The sequence below is a fragment of the Undibacterium sp. RuTC16W genome, assembly GCF_049339445.1.
Classification (GTDB): Bacteria; Pseudomonadota; Gammaproteobacteria; order Burkholderiales; family Burkholderiaceae_D; genus Undibacterium.
Window position 1 is genome coordinate 737,952 of the sequence record NZ_JBMPPE010000001.1, and the last position, 18,285, is coordinate 756,236.

At 49.3% G+C, this 18,285-nt stretch carries 21 protein-coding genes; 5 read left to right on the top strand and 16 right to left on the bottom strand.

Annotated elements, in window-relative coordinates:
- The 12 genes from ACO0K4_RS03195 to ACO0K4_RS03250 all read right to left on the bottom strand — a co-directional run bounded on the left by ACO0K4_RS03195 (nucleotide 1) and on the right by ACO0K4_RS03250 (nucleotide 9,874).
- Nucleotides 1-990, bottom strand: a complete 990-nt coding sequence (locus tag ACO0K4_RS03195) for a type II secretion system F family protein (protein ID WP_422955146.1) — start codon at nucleotides 988-990, stop codon at nucleotides 1-3.
- A gap of 422 nt (nucleotides 991-1,412) precedes the next feature.
- Complete coding sequence (locus tag ACO0K4_RS03200) at nucleotides 1,413-2,549, bottom strand: radical SAM protein (RefSeq protein WP_422955147.1); 1,137 nt, start codon at nucleotides 2,547-2,549, stop codon at nucleotides 1,413-1,415.
- Nucleotides 2,550-2,553: 4 nt separating this feature from the next.
- Entirely contained in the window at nucleotides 2,554-2,967 is a 414-nt protein-coding gene (locus ACO0K4_RS03205) for a hypothetical protein (RefSeq protein WP_422955148.1), read from the bottom strand.
- A gap of 164 nt (nucleotides 2,968-3,131) precedes the next feature.
- Complete coding sequence (locus ACO0K4_RS03210; protein ID WP_422955149.1) at nucleotides 3,132-3,560, bottom strand: DUF3052 domain-containing protein; 429 nt, start codon at nucleotides 3,558-3,560, stop codon at nucleotides 3,132-3,134.
- 551 nt (nucleotides 3,561-4,111) lie between these two features.
- Nucleotides 4,112-4,423 (bottom strand): hypothetical protein, encoded by a 312-nt coding sequence (locus ACO0K4_RS03215; RefSeq protein ID WP_422955150.1) that lies wholly within the window; start codon nucleotides 4,421-4,423, stop codon nucleotides 4,112-4,114.
- A gap of 324 nt (nucleotides 4,424-4,747) precedes the next feature.
- Entirely contained in the window at nucleotides 4,748-5,134 is a 387-nt protein-coding gene (locus ACO0K4_RS03220) for a hypothetical protein (protein ID WP_422955151.1), read from the bottom strand.
- 48 nt (nucleotides 5,135-5,182) lie between these two features.
- A complete protein-coding gene (locus tag ACO0K4_RS03225; RefSeq protein WP_422955152.1) occupies nucleotides 5,183-5,692 on the bottom strand; it encodes a GNAT family N-acetyltransferase in 510 nt (169 codons plus the stop codon).
- A gap of 132 nt (nucleotides 5,693-5,824) precedes the next feature.
- Nucleotides 5,825-6,334, bottom strand: a complete 510-nt coding sequence (locus ACO0K4_RS03230) for a DinB family protein (protein ID WP_422955153.1) — start codon at nucleotides 6,332-6,334, stop codon at nucleotides 5,825-5,827.
- Between the two features lie 1,036 nt (nucleotides 6,335-7,370).
- Nucleotides 7,371-7,622: a hypothetical protein gene (locus ACO0K4_RS03235; protein WP_422955154.1), complete on the bottom strand. Its 252-nt coding sequence runs from the start codon at nucleotides 7,620-7,622 to the stop codon at nucleotides 7,371-7,373.
- Between the two features lie 68 nt (nucleotides 7,623-7,690).
- Entirely contained in the window at nucleotides 7,691-8,983 is a 1,293-nt protein-coding gene (locus tag ACO0K4_RS03240; RefSeq protein ID WP_422955155.1) for a lysozyme inhibitor LprI family protein, read from the bottom strand.
- 301 nt (nucleotides 8,984-9,284) lie between these two features.
- Nucleotides 9,285-9,449, bottom strand: coding sequence for a hypothetical protein (locus ACO0K4_RS03245; protein WP_422955429.1), 165 nt, complete (start codon nucleotides 9,447-9,449; stop codon nucleotides 9,285-9,287).
- A gap of 104 nt (nucleotides 9,450-9,553) precedes the next feature.
- Nucleotides 9,554-9,874 (bottom strand): hypothetical protein, encoded by a 321-nt coding sequence (locus tag ACO0K4_RS03250; RefSeq protein WP_422955436.1) that lies wholly within the window; start codon nucleotides 9,872-9,874, stop codon nucleotides 9,554-9,556.
- Between the two features lie 262 nt (nucleotides 9,875-10,136).
- Here ACO0K4_RS03250 and ACO0K4_RS03255 point away from each other — a divergent pair, with 262 nt between their 5' ends.
- The 3 genes from ACO0K4_RS03255 to ACO0K4_RS03265 are packed head-to-tail and all read left to right on the top strand — an operon-like array spanning nucleotide 10,137 to nucleotide 12,826.
- Entirely contained in the window at nucleotides 10,137-10,862 is a 726-nt protein-coding gene (locus tag ACO0K4_RS03255) for a TetR family transcriptional regulator (protein WP_422955156.1), read from the top strand.
- Nucleotides 10,863-10,890: 28 nt separating this feature from the next.
- Nucleotides 10,891-12,222 carry an ABC1 kinase family protein gene (locus tag ACO0K4_RS03260; RefSeq protein WP_422955157.1) on the top strand — a complete coding sequence of 444 codons (1,332 nt, stop codon included), beginning with the start codon at nucleotides 10,891-10,893 and terminating at the stop codon, nucleotides 12,220-12,222.
- Nucleotides 12,223-12,256: 34 nt separating this feature from the next.
- The gene (locus ACO0K4_RS03265; protein ID WP_422955158.1) at nucleotides 12,257-12,826 is read left to right on the top strand and encodes a DUF2867 domain-containing protein; all 570 of its coding nucleotides are present in this window, start codon (nucleotides 12,257-12,259) and stop codon (nucleotides 12,824-12,826) included.
- A gap of 63 nt (nucleotides 12,827-12,889) precedes the next feature.
- Here the strand turns inward: ACO0K4_RS03265 and ACO0K4_RS03270 are convergent, their stop codons facing one another.
- The 3 genes from ACO0K4_RS03270 to ACO0K4_RS03280 are packed head-to-tail and all read right to left on the bottom strand — an operon-like array spanning nucleotide 12,890 to nucleotide 14,345.
- Nucleotides 12,890-13,321 carry a nuclear transport factor 2 family protein gene (locus ACO0K4_RS03270; protein WP_422955159.1) on the bottom strand — a complete coding sequence of 144 codons (432 nt, stop codon included), beginning with the start codon at nucleotides 13,319-13,321 and terminating at the stop codon, nucleotides 12,890-12,892.
- A gap of 56 nt (nucleotides 13,322-13,377) precedes the next feature.
- A complete protein-coding gene (locus ACO0K4_RS03275; RefSeq protein WP_422955160.1) occupies nucleotides 13,378-13,911 on the bottom strand; it encodes a PaaI family thioesterase in 534 nt (177 codons plus the stop codon).
- On the bottom strand, nucleotides 13,908-14,345 hold the full coding sequence (locus ACO0K4_RS03280; protein ID WP_422955161.1) for a PaaI family thioesterase: 438 nt from the start codon (nucleotides 14,343-14,345) through the stop codon (nucleotides 13,908-13,910). The genes ACO0K4_RS03275 and ACO0K4_RS03280 overlap by 4 nt, the downstream gene beginning before the upstream one ends.
- Before the next feature lie 164 nt (nucleotides 14,346-14,509).
- Between ACO0K4_RS03280 and ACO0K4_RS03285 the strand changes: the two genes are divergently transcribed.
- Nucleotides 14,510-15,574, top strand: a complete 1,065-nt coding sequence (locus ACO0K4_RS03285; protein ID WP_422955162.1) for a GlxA family transcriptional regulator — start codon at nucleotides 14,510-14,512, stop codon at nucleotides 15,572-15,574.
- On the opposite strand, the gene ACO0K4_RS03290 is transcribed toward ACO0K4_RS03285, so the two are convergent.
- Nucleotides 15,536-16,258, bottom strand: coding sequence for a glycine-rich domain-containing protein (locus tag ACO0K4_RS03290; RefSeq protein ID WP_422955163.1), 723 nt, complete (start codon nucleotides 16,256-16,258; stop codon nucleotides 15,536-15,538). The two genes, ACO0K4_RS03285 and ACO0K4_RS03290, sit on opposite strands and share 39 nt — an antisense overlap.
- A 285-nt stretch (nucleotides 16,259-16,543) precedes the next feature.
- Here ACO0K4_RS03290 and ACO0K4_RS03295 point away from each other — a divergent pair, with 285 nt between their 5' ends.
- Nucleotides 16,544-18,229, top strand: a complete 1,686-nt coding sequence (locus tag ACO0K4_RS03295) for a methyl-accepting chemotaxis protein (RefSeq protein ID WP_422955164.1) — start codon at nucleotides 16,544-16,546, stop codon at nucleotides 18,227-18,229.
- Nucleotides 18,230-18,285 lie beyond the last annotated feature (56 nt).

An 18,285-nucleotide genomic window follows, 5' to 3' on the forward strand; every position in this document is an offset into this window, starting at 1 on the left:
TTATTCAGCGTGTGGCATAAACGCACGCCCGGCGATTAGGCTATACGCCATCCACAACATGACTGCGCCGTAAAATATTTTCGGTAACCAGTCGGCCATTTGCTGTTGCAACGCCGATAGCGCGGCTGTTTCGCTGTTCGCATGGTGCAATATCATCTCAGGTAAAGTGCCACTGCTTTCACCTGTCTGTATCAATCCTATCGCCTCGGTGCTTCCCAGATAGCGGCACGCAGCCAGGGCGTCTGCGAGCGTCATGCCTTGTTGCAGGCGGGGTAGGATGTGAGAAAAGTCAGCGCGTATAAGCTGATTGCTGATGGTATTGCAGGCTTGGGGTAAGGCATCGAATACGGGTAGCCCAGCCTCAAGCATTAAGCCCAGGCTTTCAAAAAAATCTCTGGCATTGCGCCTGATATGCATCGCACCAAGCACTGGCAAGTTGATCAGACCTTTTTCTACGCTATGACGCAATGCAGAGCCGGCGTTACCATCTGACCAGTTGAGTAAAAAACGATAGCCTGCGAGGCCGAGAGCAAGTAGCAGAAACGGGCGCAACACGCTCCATAGATAAGAGGCCTTGCTGATCGTACCTGCGACAAGGGCCGGTAAAGGCTGCACCAGTAAGGCCAGGCCGAGTACCAGCAGCGGCATCCTCATGCGGGCTTTCACGGCTTTTTGCAGCCGGTCTTTTTCGGTGTAGGTTTCTGCCAGCCGTCGGTACATTGTCGCAGGACTACCGGCGCTGACGGCAGCGCGTAGCAGTTGCGCCTCGAGATCGCTGAATAAACCGGATTGCTGACCCGCAGTCGCAATGTCTTTGCCCCGCGCCAGCAACTTGCGGGTCGCGTCCACGCGAGCTTGCGCACCCGACGGTAACCTGATCAAAGTAAAAGCCCGTGCAGCGGGCAAACCAGCCTTTTCCAGCGCCGCGAGATGCGTGAATAATCCGGCACGAATGCTATAACGGAGAGGGGAAAAGTGATGGGATGACATGGGCAACTATTCTAGTTGAATGCTGCTCTGCCCTGACAGATTTTTAGCGTCGATTCACCGCAAAAGTTGAGAACGGAGAGGACGTGCGTAAAAAATCAAGACCGCTCACCTCAGAGACGCCGATACGCCTAGATACCGAGACACGGAGAAAAGCAGGAGTAAGTGATTCTTTGGAAGATCGATTACAGAGTTTTTAGAAGTTCCCCGTATTGAATCCGCAGGCTGGATGCGGCTTTCAAAGGTTTTTCGTGCCAACAGGCGCATTCCGCTTGCGGATTCGTTTTAGAAGTTCTCTTGATATTGATATTCGATGGAACCGTTTTCTCCGGCCTCTTCTTTGTGTCTCGATGTCTCCGTATCTCTGTGATGAGAGATCTTGGCTTGCGCGAAAACCCAGATGAGCATCTGCCGGCAATCAGTTTTTATGCCGCTTGTATTTCACGCAGCATAAACAGCTTATCGTTGCTGCGTGTACGCGTGCGTGCAGCCACTTCGTCATACCAGTAGACGGCAGTGTGCTGGATTTCAGTGGTCGGTTCAGCGTTGTCAGCATGGTCAGCGCGGTCATGCTGATTCAGTTCATTCCAGGTTTGTTCGCAAGCCTGCACCAGCCGGTCTGCAACGCCGTGTTGCATCCAGTCCTGCGCCAGTCCGCTTAAGTTCTTTTGATATAAGGATCCTAACCACAGTTGATGGTCAACGTCATGCGTCAATGGCAGCACCGCGCCATCTGCTTGCACAATCAGGATAGGTGCGGCGTCGGTGATGTTCGCCAGCGGATAAGCAGGGACCAGATGACGATGATAAGCGCTGAGTTGTTGCAGGCTGATAGCATCGACATGGACGGCAACGCCGAGTTGTTGTCCGATTCTTTTTGCTTCTGCAATGGCGACCAGTAATTCGAGTCCATCCGGTCTGGCATCGCTTAAGCTTGCTGCCGCACGCCCATACAAGGTCAGCGGATGCACCTGAACACTGCGGGCGCCTTGCTGTGCGGCGAGCTGTACCACGAACTCAAGGCTATCGACGTTGTGCTGCGTCAGCGTAAAGATCAGGCCAAAGGCTACGCCGGACGCGCGTATCACGGCCAGATGTGACAATGTTTTGGCGAAGGCACCTTGCTGGCCGCGCATCAGGTCATGTTCGGCCTCGGTGCCGTCAATCGATATGGCAACCACATCGAGCTGATCGCTAATCTGCGACCAGCGTTGCGGTGTCGCCAGCATGCCGTTTGTGGTAATGCTGGTCAGCATGCCAAGTGCGCGTGCCTGCTTCAACAAGTCCGGTAATCGCTTGTATAAAAGCGGCTCACCGCCGGACACGGCAAGCTGCCGGTAACCCAGCAGCGCCGCATCTTGCACACATGCCGACAACACATCCCAATCGAGTTGCTCACTCACCGCTGGCGCAGACAAGGTGTAGCAATGCGCGCATGCCAGATTGCAGCGGCGGGTCGGATGCACCTGCAATACCGGCGCAATGCCGGTCGGGCTTTCGAATAACTGTCCGCCGGATTGCGCACCGAAATGCGCATCGAGATGTATGTCGGTCGTCATCATGCCATCAGCCGCCAAAGCTGCCGCTACGGCCCAGCTTTGCCCCGATATCCTGTATCTCTGGCAAACCCGGCGTGACATCGCCAAAGTTCAGCTCCATCCTGACCAGATCCGGAAAAGGTGTGCCGTCGATAATGATTTTTGGCGGATGAACCTCACCACCATGCATGCGATGCCATTTCAGCCAGAACAAAATATCGTTGCCGCAGCGTGGCGTATCGTCGCCTGCATAGCTGAGCGACAGTTGCACACCGGTTGCGCTGCTACCACCGACGACGCGGGCACCCAGCACATGGGCAGGCGACTCGTCGAGAGCACGGGCAATTTCGCGTACCGAGTCCTCAGTCAGTGTCCGGTTTTTCCAGGCACTTAATAGTTTTTCCGAACCGCGTAATTTTTGGTTCGATATGTCGTTTGTCATCACAATCTCCTCGTGAAAAAAATTTCTGGAACACCAGCTTGCACAAATGCCCGCTGACGTGCTTCACATTAGATGATAAAAATGACAATGCAAATTAATTAACTAAATGACACCGGAGGATTGGATAGCTTTTTTTCAACTTTCCGATCTTGAGATGACGATGCTCAACGCAACTCTTTACGCAGAACAAGTTTGAGGCCAGACCAGACTTCATCGACGGCGCAGACCTTGATATCGACGAAGCCAACAGGCAAAGCGAACTCACGTATCGTATCCTCGGTCACGGTGCTCGGCACTTTAGACGCTTTTTTCGGCCAGGAGACCCAGATAACCGCATCCGGTTTCAACGTACCGCGAAAAGCCGCCAAAAGCGGCGCCAATACTTCTTTTTGCGTCACAAAGACATGCACCAGATCAACCTGCACATCAGGCTGAGTAACAAACTCCACCAGAGACGGGAGCGGCGCAAGAAGACTCAGGTAATGAGATGGCGGGTCCATCACGTACAAGCGATGCGACTCTTTGATACCGAGTTTTTTTGCCAGAGGCGTGCCGGAATAGCCGGAGGATAAAGGAGAGTTAGGAGAGTTCATGGGTCGCCTTTGCATTGATTGGCTGGAACGAATGAAGTCGCGCATGCCGCACGTCGGCTTATTCTCCCCAAATCGGTCATCTGAGTTTCTCAGAAGCAGGTAATAATGAGCAAACCTAAGAACTAATGTAACGGATGATCAAGCCTACAGCCTCTTATCAGTGACGACAAGCGACTGCGCGAATAAATTCCGCAGGACAAATTGCAGAGACGGTTAATCTTGCTCTGAATGAGCCTCGTGACATGTCTTCGCCTAACTTATTTAGTTTCCGAAAACTAAACGATAGATGTTCTTTGAAGGCACATTGCAGATTATGCTTAAACTATTGTTCGGCCAGCGCTAACTGGCAATCAACTACCAAACCAAATTTTCCAGCGACCCGAAGTAGCGACAAGTAGAAGATAAAATACGCCACCTACGACACAAAAATCTGCTAACCCTATGCCTGATCAAGTTTGGCCGGGGAAATATTTTAGTGCCGAGATACGGTTAATTTTCATAAGTTAATATCGTTTGATATTTGGATTGAGGATCCGCTCCTGTCCATGAATTTAATGTCCTATAATCTGCTGAACTAAGTCGTCAAGCCTTATATGTTCATCCACCCCATTCCAAGCTCCCAATAGTTCAGAGAGTGATTCAAGTTTCCAAGCGTCTGTCATGGAATTCATTTTGATGCAAATATTTGCTTTAGACAGCTCGCCGAAATCTTGCCTTAGCTCTGATAAAAAGAGCTCCAAAGAATCTACGTTACGAGTAGGCCAATCATTGATAGCAGCGGCCAATGCTGAGCTGATTCTGCGCACGCCAGGAGGCACAGAGACGTCAGAGGCTAGCTCTTCTAATTTTTTTAAGTTGATCAAATTTCGTACCTGTCTACTAAAGGCTAAAAGTGCCAAATCCCAACAAACGTCAACGTTTAGTCAAATGAGGAATTTATCCACAACCTCAAAATCATTGCTAAGAGTATGTCGTAGCATTGAAAAAAGTCCCTGCGAGAATGGCCGTCTGTTCTGGGGCGAATTATGTTAGCGACTATATAAAATCTAGAATTCAATTTGCATTTCGACCGAATATACCCGTTGTGTTTTTTGCCGTCTGTAGAACGCTAATCCATTCTGGTTTTTCAACTTAGTCTGGATCAGTAAGGTTCTCCTAAATTCAGACCCACTCGATATCATATTTTCTTAGACATTAACAATAAGTGGATTAATTAGATCATACGAAGACTCCGGAAGCACTTCGCCAGAGAACACTCCAAGCATTGCATGCTGAAATCTCTCTGTGAAAGCAATGAGTTCGTCTGGAGCCAAATTCTTGATCTGGAACGAATCATTCATGTTGTAATGAGCAGAAATTAAATTGAAGATTTTTGAGTAAAGTGTAACGACGCCCCACGCCAATTCTCTACTGATGACCACAGCCGAACCACCAATCTTTGCTGTCTCAATTAAATCTAAGTGGAGTTTCCAGAACTCATCGACAGACCAATTTCCATATTCAGTCAAGGTTTCATAAAACGAGCCTTCCCAATTGGGGTTTCCTGGTAGATTTCTAAATATTTGTTCGTACATGATAGTAATTGCGAAAAAGTGGTGGTATCTAACGAAGGCAACACTAATTTATCTAGACAAAATAGCGATAGCATACATATCCATATCCCCGACACATCCTTCAGGTTTTATCTTCTGCTCAAACTTTAGCCCAAGCTTTTTCAATACATGAACCGACGCGTTGTTGGCGGGCTCAACCAATCCGATAATTCGCTTGAGATTGTGCTCGCGAACGCCATGATGCATGAGCGCCAAAGCGCTCTCAGTCGCGTAGCCTTTGCCCCAGCAATCTGGAAGAAACCGATATCCGACGTCGACTTCTTTGAGGTCTTCCAGATACTTCAGGCCGCTGAATCCCACAAGGCGCCCAGACTCTTTTTCGATGCAGGCCATACGGCCAAATCCGTGAACCGTATAATCGCGTAGAGAGCGATTCAAAAGAGTTTGACGAACATCATCCAGCGACTCCAATGGACGCTCTCCCGTGAAACGCAAAATGTCAGGATGCGAAGCCAGCGGCATAAATTCCTCTGCGTCATCTACGGTAAAAGGTCTGATAAAAAGGCGTTCGGTATGCATAGACGATGAATATAGGACATGGCGTTATAGTGTATCTTGCCATATAAAAACTGACAATTAAGCACCCAATTCACGCAGTACCAGGATGGCTGTTTTTGGTCAGCCTGAGACCAGATCCAAGCTATCTGCGAGTTATACTTCATCAGGGATTAACAACACCAAGTCTGTCGCACCAACGTCGATCCCCGCTTGGGTCAGCATCGTTGTTATCTGTCCGCGATGATGAACTTGATGATTGAAAAAATGCATGATTAATCCGTAGAAGTCTTTTCTGCACTCGCCGCCTGACTTACGCTGGTAAGCCAGGACATGGTCTAAATCCTTATCGTTGATGGAGCTAACCCATTTCGAAATTGCTACGTCCAGCATCTTTCGTTGTGCGGACAATTCTGCGAAATCAACAAACAGAATTTGATCAAGCGACTCGGGCTTCGCAAGGCCTAATACTGGATTCAATTCTTGATAGTTAGCCGGGTGAGTAGCGAAGCGTCTTAACCACAAAATGTCTCCTACCATGATGTGATTTAAGGTGCCGAGGACGGACCGGAAAAATCCGCCATTGTCCTTTGCCAAATCCTCAGCCGACAAGGTTCCTGCCGCATCAACTATTTTCGAATTCATCCATTCGTTGTAGGAGGCCATGAGGATTAAATGTTGCGTTATTTTTGACAAAATCGGTTTTCCTTTTTAATTGAATCGACATCCGTTTAGCTGCGATCTTCTATCAGCAGCTCGTGGACAAAAATGCTCGTTGTTTGTACGTACTTTACACGAACGTACTTCATGCAATCGAAAGGGTCAGGTTCATTTTAAAAATTAATACAGCACGGTATTGATTTGCAACTAAAAGTGACCCACTTTGCCGCATAGTTTGCACACAAAACTGACGCACGTTTAAGACACAATCCTGCTCAGACGTTGAGTGAGGAATTGGAGTGATCGACGTGGTACTACTAGGCATTATTCGACGCTGGCACATTCGCGACCAAGTCCCACTAAGAGAAATCGTCGGACGCCTTGGCATCTCAAAAAGCATCGTCCGGCGATACCTTCGCTCGGAAACCATAGAGCCGTCCTACCCCGACAGGCGCACACTCAGCGCAATCGACAAGTATGCGTTCCAGCTATGGAGATGCTAAAGACCGAGAATGTCAAATCACGCAAACAGCGGTGCAATTTTGAAGCGGCGTCACGAGGACCTAAGGGAGTTGAACTTTGAGGGGTCTTATGACTGGGTTACGGCGTTCGCTCTGGTATGGCGGGCGGGTCAACCCTGCAAGCAAACGAACACATTATGATCCAAGGATGCAATCCTACCGTATGCCCACTCATGCGAAAAAATCGCGAACTTAGAAACAAAAAATAGTTCTACCGTCTAAAAATACTGCGCCAGTAAAGGCTTTGCAGTTTACTTAAAATGAAGCATTGAAGAACGATTAAGAAATTGCGCTTGCGCTTTAAAGCCAGCGAAGCGCTGTTCGCCGCTTATCTCAATACCAGCCCATAAAAGGTGCAAAAATTGGTGTAAGGGCAAAACATCCAAACGGCCCGTCATTAAAATTGCTAAATTTGGTTGATCGAAATGGATTGGAGTTGCTGGCTTAGTAATTGAGAAAAAGGAGCATCACAAAAAATTAATTGCGGTGCCGCCCCTTTTAGTTGTTGATTAATATTAGGCTCATGTGCCTAGCACAACCTTCTCCCGTGCTGGCTTGCAAGTTTCGACTAGGAAAATTTTATCTTCTGAATCACCGATTTCGTAGCTTTCCAAAATATTTTCAATTTCTATTTTGCAGCCATCACCGACCTTTGCAATAAGCATTGCGACTGCTAGCTCCTCTTGATCACTCACCACAAAATAAATTTGTGATATTCCATCGCCACCGTTTAGGGACGGGATCGTCACCTTAAAATACCATCCATTCATCATTTAATTTATTCCTGGCCAAAAATTTATCTATAAGTCAAAACAATATCATTGTTACCTCAGTTGCTATATTACTGGTTAGCGGTTTCCAAAAGAATTTTCATCCTCGCCTTATTCGAATCAATAATACAAGTCGCATCTCTGCAATTGTTTAGCGTATTTTTTAACCATTCCCGTTGATCTTGCCTCCACTTCGATAAATTTTTTGTCGTGTGTGTACCCATTACAAAAACCTCAGCCATTTTTCGATCCGATTCCGCGCTTTCCACATTAGAGCAAATGAGCTTTTCGCGTACACCAATTGCTCGGGCACAATCAAAACTTGCGTTTGGTGTATTAATTATTGTTGTCGATGCAGTTTGAGCGATAGGTGTTGGTGTTGGTGTTGGTGTTGGTGTTGGTGTTGGTGTTGGTGTTGGTGTTGGTGTTGGTGTTGGTGTTGGTGTTGGTGTTGGCGTCGGTGTTGGTGTTGGTGTTGGCGTCGGTGTTGGAGTCGGAGTCGGCGCCTCTGCGACAACTGTTGTTACTAACGCTGAAGAAGCGATCTGATTGTCTGCGCTAACAGAAGCAACACTGGGTAGTGTTTTGACTGGTGTTTCAGCGATTTTTTTTCGTGCACTGCCAATTGCTTCAACATAAGTTTCGAATGATCTAATCGCCTGTACGGTGTTCTTTTCAAATTGAACCTTTATATCAAAATTCTTTCCATTTGTAGCCTTATCTAGTTTGGAAATATTGAACGCAACATCGAAGTCAATTAATCGAGTTTCATTGTCCACGGTATTTAATACGTTTTGCAAAGAATTAAATCTTCTTTCGATTTCTATGGAATTCTGTGTGCCAGTTGAAGCTATTTGCATGATTACAATCATCGCGTCAGTATTAGGGTCGAGCCCATAACTGCGATTAAATTCACGCAAATATTCTGCTGCTTTCACTTTATTTTTGTTAGCATCTGCCTCATAAAAATTTTTCAACTCTATGTCGAAATCTTCTTTGATCGGCAAATCATTATATTTTCTCCAAATTTTTCCAAACTCTTTGGAGAGTGGTGATTCGGATGAAATATCTGTGGACCTAGAAATTTCAGTCATTTTTTTATCAAACGTGTAATGCGCTTTTGCTGTACAGCTTGATGCCTTTACATTTTCGTTTTTAGAAATAGTGATTACATTGTCTATTTTTAAATTAATACGACTCCTAATTGTTTTTTCTGCCTCTCCAGTATTCTTTGCGATAGCATTACTTAAAGCTTCGACAACCCCTTCAGTAGCTAAGTTATCTCCACACTCGGGCACGCGACTGCATGCAGTGACTAATAAATATGTGAGCGTCAAAAAGAATATTTTTAAACATTTGGTCATTTTTAATCTTTCTGGATTTATTGAAGAACGTGAATTTAAAATTAATTACTTTTTAATATATTGATTTAACGATGAGGCAATTGCAAAATTCTAGAATCAAGTCGAATTAAGTACTGCCAAGAGCTAAAAGAGGGAACGGGATTTGACCACAAACGTAGCAAAATGAATACTATCCTACGCACCTACTTAACGCAATTCCAGCCAAAGAGGTCGAGTTCGCTTTAAAAATCAGCAGTAAAAAAGAGGCAGCATCGCTCTAAATTTAAGCCGATGCCAACCCCGGCAGTTAGTGAAATAATTCTTAGTAGCTAGGATTGTCGGTAGCGTGATGTTCGATTTCTTCGTCACGCAATTTCCCCGTTATCACTGACGTGAGTGAAGGTTTGCAGATGCCATTTTTTAGCGCCACTATTTCAGCCATGATGGACAGAGCGATTTCTGCCGGCGTCTTGCTGCCTATGTACAGACCTGCTGGTCCATGTAGGTTTTAGAGTGCGAGTTCTGAGATATCGAAGTGGGTGTGTAGCCGTTCGCGGCGTTACTCGCTATTGCGCAGCGAGCCGATTGCGCCTACATAAAATGCCTAGTCACGCCATCGCGTTGGCCTGGGTGCAATTCAACCGTGCCGCTGTTTAAGTCCAATATCCGCTCGGTGCTGCGGCGCTGTTCGCAGGCCAGTAATAACTCATCCAGACAGCTAAGTGCAGAAACCGACTCCAGCACCAATTCTACCGTGCCACCACAGGGCAGGCCGAAGCGATGCGCCTGATCGGCCGAGATGCCATAGCGCAGTAATACCCGCAAATTGCCGGTGCAGACGACTGGCATGCCTTCTTCTTGAGTGCGGTAGATGAGATCGTCTTCGATGCAACCACCGGATACCGAGCCCACGGTTGCGCCCCGCCCATTGATTGCCATCAGTGAACCCGGTGGACGCGGGGACGAACCCCAGGTGCGCACCTCGAAAAGGTTTTTAGAAATCTCCCTTATCAAGCCTTACTGATCCATCTTGTTGATCAATGCCGTTGGCACCTCCTCCAAACGTATTTATACATACTTACTATCGTTAAATCGATGTTTACTTGCGTTTTTAAAATACTTGATATACATTGAGAGTAACAATTGATCACTTAAAAGATAGTAAGTACCCAAAATGAAAACATCCAAATCCCAGCAAGAGCAAACCCGGCGCCAAGTGATTCGTACTGCGGTCGATCTGATGACGGAGCATGGTTATGAGGCGACGACCATGAAGCAGATTGCGCGGGCGGCGGGGATTGGTGATGCGACGATTTATAAGTATTTTCCGACCAAAGAAAAACTTCTGCTCGCCTATTACGAGTTATATATCGACATCGTGCTGGAAGTCACGCTGGAGACGCCGGGTCTGGCGCAATTTAGTTTGCAAGAACGCTTGCAGAGACTGGTTGATGCCTTGCTCGAACTCTTGCTGGCGGATCGTGAATTTGTCGAGATCACGCGCACGGTTGTCGGCAAATCGCCGCTCCTGATGATGCGGGATCAGATGCCGGGACAGCAAGCATTGAAGACACAGATCGTGGCTTTTATCGATGCGGCGGAGCAGAGCGGTGAGATCGCTGCGTGCGATTTTAAAAACTTGTTAGGTGGTTTGTTCGCGGATTATCTGTTTGCGGTGATCGCCTATTGGCTCAAGGATGAGTCCGAAGAATTTTCTGACACTACCCAGCTAGTGGATCTGACGCTGGCAGTACTGGTACTGGCATTGAAGAGCGGCGTTGTGAATAAACTGTCGGAACTGGCCAGCTTCTTAATCCGTAATCAATTGTCGCGTGTGATGCAAAACGGCTCAGGTTTGCTGACTATGCTGAAGCTGGCTAAACACGGCCTCGGCGCTTGAGTAGATGTCAAAACACGGATCTGATTTGATGAGCAAAAATCCTCCTTCCAGCAAACTCGGTCGCAGCGCGGTCAGCGGACTGGCACTCGCACAGGTTGGCATCAGCCATGTCGGCCACAAAGCACGTCAGCTCACGCGCAGTGACGAGGCCAAAATCACGGCTCGGGATGAGCATGAAGCCGAGCTGGGGCGCATCTTATTTCGCGCTCTCAATCAGCTAAAAGGCACGGCGCTTAAAATCTCGCAATTGCTGAGCATGGAGGCAGATTTTCTGCCGGCTGGCATCCGGCGTGAATTAGCCAAAGGCTGCTATCAGGTGACGCCGCTGAACCGGGCACTGGTGCATAAAGTCTTCAGCCGCGAATTCGGACAAGCACCCGAACATGTGTTTGCTGAATTTGACGCGACCTCGTTTGCGGCGGCTAGTCTGGGACAGGTTCATCACGCGAGTCTGGCCGACGGCACGCAACTCGCTGTCAAAATTCAATATCCCGGCATTGCGGCGTCGATCAGCAGCGACGTCCGTATGTTGCGCGGCTTGCTGCATACCATGTCGCTTGGCTCTGATCTGATTCCGCGTAAGGAGCTGGTGGATCGCATCATGAGTGAACTCGAACATAAGCTCGCCGAAGAACTCGATTACGAACATGAAGCCGGGCAACTGCGCTGGTTTGCCCAACACGTGCGCTTGCGGGGCATCGTGATTCCGGTGCCGGTCGCAAGTCATTCCAGTCAGCGCATATTGAGCATGCAACGACTGGACGGATTGCATCTCGATGAGTGGCTGGCGACCAGCCCCGATCAGGCTGCGCGTGATCATTTTGGACAATTGCTATTCGACTGGTTCTGGCACAGCGTCTGCGAACTTGGTCGTCTGCATGCCGACCCGCATCCCGGTAATTTTTTGTTCATGGCGGATGGACAATTGGGGGTGCTGGATTTTGGTTGTACTAAATCGATCTCTGAGAGTTTTTGTACCTCAATGGCGAAAGCCTGGCGCGGATTATTGGATCAGAACAGAAGCTCGTTTGCCCCGGTGCGGCTCGCATATATCGAACTCGGACTGATACGAGCCGAGCTGAGTCTGGAGGATTTTGAATCACAATTAATACCCGCCGCGACCGCGCTGGTGGAGTGGCAGCTTCAGCCGTTTACGATGCAGCGTTTCGACTTCCGGCATAAAACATCCTACCCCGCACCAGATACCGGTCATGGAAAAATCCTGGTCAAACTCGCGCTGAGCTATCACGAGGACATGCCGTATTTTGACCGTGCTTACATGGGCATGATGCATATGCTGAAAAAAATCGGTGCCGTCGTTGATACCCGCAACCCCTGGCTGAATCCTGAGTTGCACTGATTAAATCACCACCACCGTTATCAAGGGAGTACTCATGCGTCGCGTCTATCAATATGCTTACCACGATGCTATCGCCAGCGATTTGCCAGAGCACTCGCGCATCGCCCATGTGTACGACAAGCCGGATCTGGCCGATGCGTATGCTGTGCGCCTGCCAGTAAACGCCATCGACAATCCGGAACTGCTGGCACGATTTATCTTTGCCCAGCAAGCGCCCTGGGTCACGTCGCTGATGGGTCTGCGCGATGTGCTAGTCGCAGGTTTTGGGCTAAAGACCTCACGCCAGCTAGGAGCTGCCGGTGCCAGTACCAGTGCCAGAGATGGCCAGCATATTCAGATCTTCAGGATCATAGAAAAAAGTGCTGATGAAATCGTCTTAGGTGAGAACGACAAACATCTGGATTTTAGACTATCGGTCATGTTGCATACGACAAGCACACATAATGAACTGCAACGGTATCTGACATTGTCGACTGTCGTGCATTGCCATAACATATTGGGCCATACCTACATCCGGCTGATCGCACCATTTCACCGTGCGATCGTGCAATCGTTCTTGCGCAGAGCGGCGTTAAAGGGGTGGCCGGTAGTCAAAGCGGACTAGGATTTATCTCTGTTTTATTGAAATAAATTCTAAAGGACGTATCGCTCTGGATCCTGCAATACCTCAGCGAATCTGCTCGACCAGATGCCGGCGATTCGCCGGTGCTGGGTAGGGTTCCGGCCAGTATTCGCGGATCGCGGTGATTTTTCCGTTCACTACTGTAAAGAAAGAAATCGCATGCGGATGCTGGACCCCATCCGTAATACTGACGTCGGACACGACCTCAACATCATTGCCAAGCAATTGATTGATAGTAAAAATCCAGCGCCCGTTGCAGGGATACTCGGCATTCATACGAGCAAAGTTATCTTTGCCGCGAATCCGCTCGTTCGACTGCGGCCAGTCTAGTAAAAAATCATCCGACAGCACCGCACCGACAGACGAAAAATCATTACTGGCCATTAGCGCCCAGAACTGACGTACAACGTCGGTAGCGGCCGGTATTACTTGTATTACACCTGCTTGTGTTACACCTTTTGTGTCGATGGTATTCATCAGCGTGATCGTTTGAGCGAATCAGTGGATTAAGAACGCTCAAAAGCATACCTGATTTATGGCAGTGGAAACACCAGGCAAGTAGTGGTCGCATGCGCATAGATTTTGCCGCTGGCGTCCACGATGCGGCCTTCGGCAGTACCGACCTGACGGCCGACCTGGATCACTTTGCCTTCAGCACGTACCGGTCCGGTTTTATCGGTTAATGCACGGATCAGATTGACCTTGATTTCCAGCGTCGTGTAACCCACGCCTTTTGGCAACATCGACTGCACCGCGCAGCCCACGGCGGAATCGAGCAGCGTACAAAAATAGCCACCGTGCACGCTACCTAGCGGATTGTAATGCTGACGTCCCGGTGTACCCTGAAACACGATGCGCCCAGCCTCGCCTTCAACCGGAAAAAAATCCAGCGTCTTGCCGATGTGCGCTACCGGAAAATCGCCTCTCAGGATGCCTTGCAAAAATTCCAGGCCGCTGAGTTCTTTCATTTTTTCCAACGGAATCACGCCGGGCTCTTGCATCCGTGCGCGGACTTCTGCTTCTTTTGCCAGCCATTGTTCGAGGACGGTGGTGTGGGCGTCAGTCATTTTGCTTCCTTCGGGAATAAGACCATTTGCGTGCAGCGGAATAAGGCGATGGTTTTGCCTTGGTGACTGACAGTGGCATCCCAGACCTGGGTCGTGCGTCCCAGATGAACCGCCTGGGCTTTAACCTCGACCAGGCCTTCGCGAGCAGTGCCGAGATGATTGGATTTAAGCTCAATCGTGGTAAAGCTGCTGGCGCCTTCCGGCAAATTGCTGATGCAGCCATAACCGCAAGCGGTATCGGCCAGCGTCACCACACTGCCTGCATGCAGGAAACCGTTCGGTGCCAGCAATTGTGGCGTGACAGTCAGTTCGGCGCTGACGGTATTACCTTCCAGCGCGGTGATGCGTATGCCCAGATGTCCGGGCAAGAACTGGCTGCCGAATTGGTTTAAGCCTTCAGGTGTGAGGCTGCGTTTGGTGTGCGCTGTATCCATGGGGTTCCTGGCGATAATGTGGTTGGGAGTCATTGTAGATATTGCGGAAAGGCTCGCATAGTGTCAGTATTGACGCAATTAGTGCAAATACTGACATACATTGAATTACTCCGTCAGGTTTTATGTAAAAACTAAGGCCTGTCAACAACCAACACAAGCACTCAATGACTCATATCGCCGTCTGGATTTACCCGCAATGTATGGCCTCGCCGGTGACTGCACCGCTGGATGTGTTCGCGATTGCGAATGCGATCTGGATCGCGCAGGGGCAGGCGAAGGAGCAACGCCAGCCTTTGTTTAGCTGGTCTATTCATTCTGCCGACGGAGCGGCGGTAAAGACACCGACCGGCGTGGTGCTACAAGTCGATGGCGATTTCACTGGCGATGTCAGCAACGATATCAAGGCGGATGTGCTGATGTTGCCGGGTATTTTTCTTGGAAACGGCATACAGGACCTGTGGCGTACGCTGGATGAGTTGCGTCCTTATTTTCCACTGCTCCGGAAAAAACATGCGCAAGGCAGTTTGCTGGTCAGTAATTGCAGCGCGAGTTTTGTGTTTGCCGAGGCCGGTTTGCTGGATCATGGCCATGCGACTACCGCCTGGTGGCTGGAACGGGTGTTTAAAGCACGCTATCCGCAGGTGGAGTTGCGTTTGGGTGAGGTGCTGGATGACTACCGTGACATCGTGACCAGCGGTGCCGCGAGTGCGTATATGAATCTGGCGCTCGATATCGTACGCCGCTTTGCCGGTCCTGAGGTCACCGCGAGCGTCGCAAAAACCATGCTGATTGATGCGAACCGGGCGACCCAGACACCGTACATGAATTTATCCGGCATGACCCAGCAAGAAAATCAGTCACATGCCGACGACCTGGTGATCCGGGCACAAAAATGGTTGCGGCAACACCGGCATCTGGCTTTCCGTTTGCCCCCGCTGGCCGCTTATCTGGCGGTCAGTGAACGCACGGTGATACGACATTTTCATCAGGCGCTCGGTACGACACCGGCGAGTTATGCGCAGTTACTGAAAATTGATCTGGCCAAGCGTTTAATGGAAACCACTACACTGACATTAGACGAAGTTGCAGAGCGCACCGGCTATACCGACCTGAGCTCGTTCCGGCGCCTGTTCAAGCGGCATACCAGCCTGTCGCCCGCGGCCTATCGCGAGCAATTCAAACCACAAAAATCAGTCGCCACCGCCACCACAGCCGCCGCTACAACCTGAAGAACCGCTGTCACCGCCACTGTCGCCGCCACCACCGAAATCATTGCTGTCGCTAAAGCTATAAGGACTGTCACTGCTATCCAGATTGCCCGAACTACCGCCAGCACCACTATCAGAAAAATCCCCACCGCAATACACGGTGCCATCACCGTTTTTACGCAACGCGCTGCAATCAGGTTCATAGCGAAAGCCATCGGCGATATTCCATTTGCCATCAAGCGCAAACAACAAAGGCAGACGCGTCGCACGACGCGGGTTGATGTTTTCTTCGAGACAGGCAAACCACCAGGTCCGGCGCAAGCCATCATTATTACGCTGGCTGGCACCTAATACTGCTGCCGGCGTGTGATGCATATAACGTCCAAAGGCTTTATTGCAAAACTGTTCGTAATGCTTGGTGTAGAGAATAAATTCATGCCACAGATCATCGACGACTTGCGAGGGCATCGACACATGCCGATAGCCGCTCTTCAGATACACCAGAAAATACTGCCGCAAGGCACGCGCCACGAGTTGCCGGTCTTTCAGCGATAACTCTGGCCGCAGCTTTATCAGGCGCTCCAGCAATCCGGTCGGAAACATATACGTGCGGATATAGTCGGCTCTGACGGCCGCGCGCCATTTCGACCACACCACGAACAATACAATCGACACAAGGACCAGCAAAACAATAAAAATAGGCATAGCGCAAGAGTTCGCAAAAGTTGAGGGTTATCTAAGGCCGGTGACAGCGAATGCAACAGAATAATGACACAGACAACACATATCCAGACAAGCCTAGTGCGGCGCAGTAATATTTGTCGTAACATGAAGATGGAAGCAAATTCAACAAGCAAATCTGGTGAGCCATAGCTTGTTTGCTGATCCGTACCTGATTCGAGATTTTCTACGCTATAAACTCTGTTACGTTATTGTAATGCGCATCGCCTGAGCTGCGATGAAGCGACATTCTTACATTAGGGAGCTGCTATGAATTTGCGCAATCTACGCATAGGAACCCGCCTCGCCGTTGGCTTTGGTGCAATCCTGGCGATGTTGATACTGTTGCTTATTACAGACAGTTTTTTTAGCGCAAGTAATCGCCGTCAAATGATTGCCGGTCTCGAATACTCAAATAGCAAAACCGCACTTGCTGCTGCAATGAAAAGCGGTTTGCTTGAGGGCGGCCTGGCATTGCGCAACATCGGCCTGCAAACCGACATCGCCGAAATCGACAAACAAAAAGCCATCGTCAAAACCCAACGTGCCCGCTTTCTGGAAGCCCGCGACAAACTCATCGCACTCGGCCTCAGCGATGGCGAAAAAAAAATCATCGATACCATTAATCAACTGGATCAGCAAACGGATGAGCCAAATAAAGAGGCTTATAAAATGATCCTGAATTTCAACAGCGAAGAAGCCGTTAAGGTCATTGCGACCAAGATTGATCCTTTGCAACAACAAGCTCTGGTAGAGATCAATAAGCTCGTTGATGTCCAGAGCAAAGCAGCGCAAGAATTATCCGGCGATATGGAAAGCAAAGGTAAGCGTCTGTCCACTCTGTTGTTTGGTGTCGGTGCTGTGATGCTGGTGATGGGCGCAGCGTTTTCTATGCTGATGACACGCAGTATCACAACACCGTTACGAGATGCGGTCGAGATTGCGAAACGCGTTGCAGCAGGAGAATTATCATTCCGTGAAACGACCAGCGGTTCAGATGAAATCAGTGAGTTACTGAACGCGCTGAAAGAAATGAATGACAACTTGCATCACATCGTAAGTGAAGTGCGTTACGGCACGGATGCAATTGCGATTGCATCGGCAGAAATTTCTACCGGCAACGCAGATCTGTCCTCACGTACAGAAACACAAGCCGGCGCACTGGAAGAAACGGCCAGCTCGATGGAAGAAATTACCGCCACCGTGCGACACAATGCGGACAACGCAAGACAAGCCAATACCCTAGTGGTGTCTGCGTCGAACTTTGCGGTCAAAGGTGGTCAGGAAGTCGGTCAGGTCGTCAACACCATGAGCTCGATTAAAGAAAGCTCACGCAAGATTGTCGACATCATTGGCGTGATCGATGGCATCGCTTTCCAGACCAATATTCTGGCGCTGAATGCCGCAGTCGAGGCAGCACGGGCAGGCGAACAGGGTCGTGGCTTTGCCGTGGTTGCGTCCGAAGTGCGCAATCTCGCACAACGCAGCGCCAGTGCGGCTAAAGAGATTAAAACCTTGATCGGTGACTCGGTCGAAAAAGTCGATGCCGGTGGCAAACTCGTTGACGCCGCTGGCAAGACCATGGGCGATATCGTCAGCTCAGTCAAGCAAGTCGCCGACATCATGGCAGAGATTACGGCCGCTGGTCAGGAACAAACTACCGGTATCGAGGAAGTTAACCGTGCGATTAATCAGATGGATGAAATGACGCAACAAAATGCGGCGCTAGTGGAACAAGCAGCGGCCGCGGCAGAAAGTATGGAAGAACAGGCCGATGCGCTGGCTAAAACTGTATCGACATTCAAACTGGATAACAATGCGCAACCTGTCCGCAAAACACCCATGGTGACATCATCTGTTGCCGCCAAGAACCATGAACCGTCTTTGGTTGTCAGTACGGCAAATAAGCTGACGAGTAAGCTGACGAAAGCATTGAAATTTGACAAGAATTTCTGACAATTTCCCTTGATTTGAGCGTTTTCGCTACGCTGATTACGCATGCGCGAGAGTAT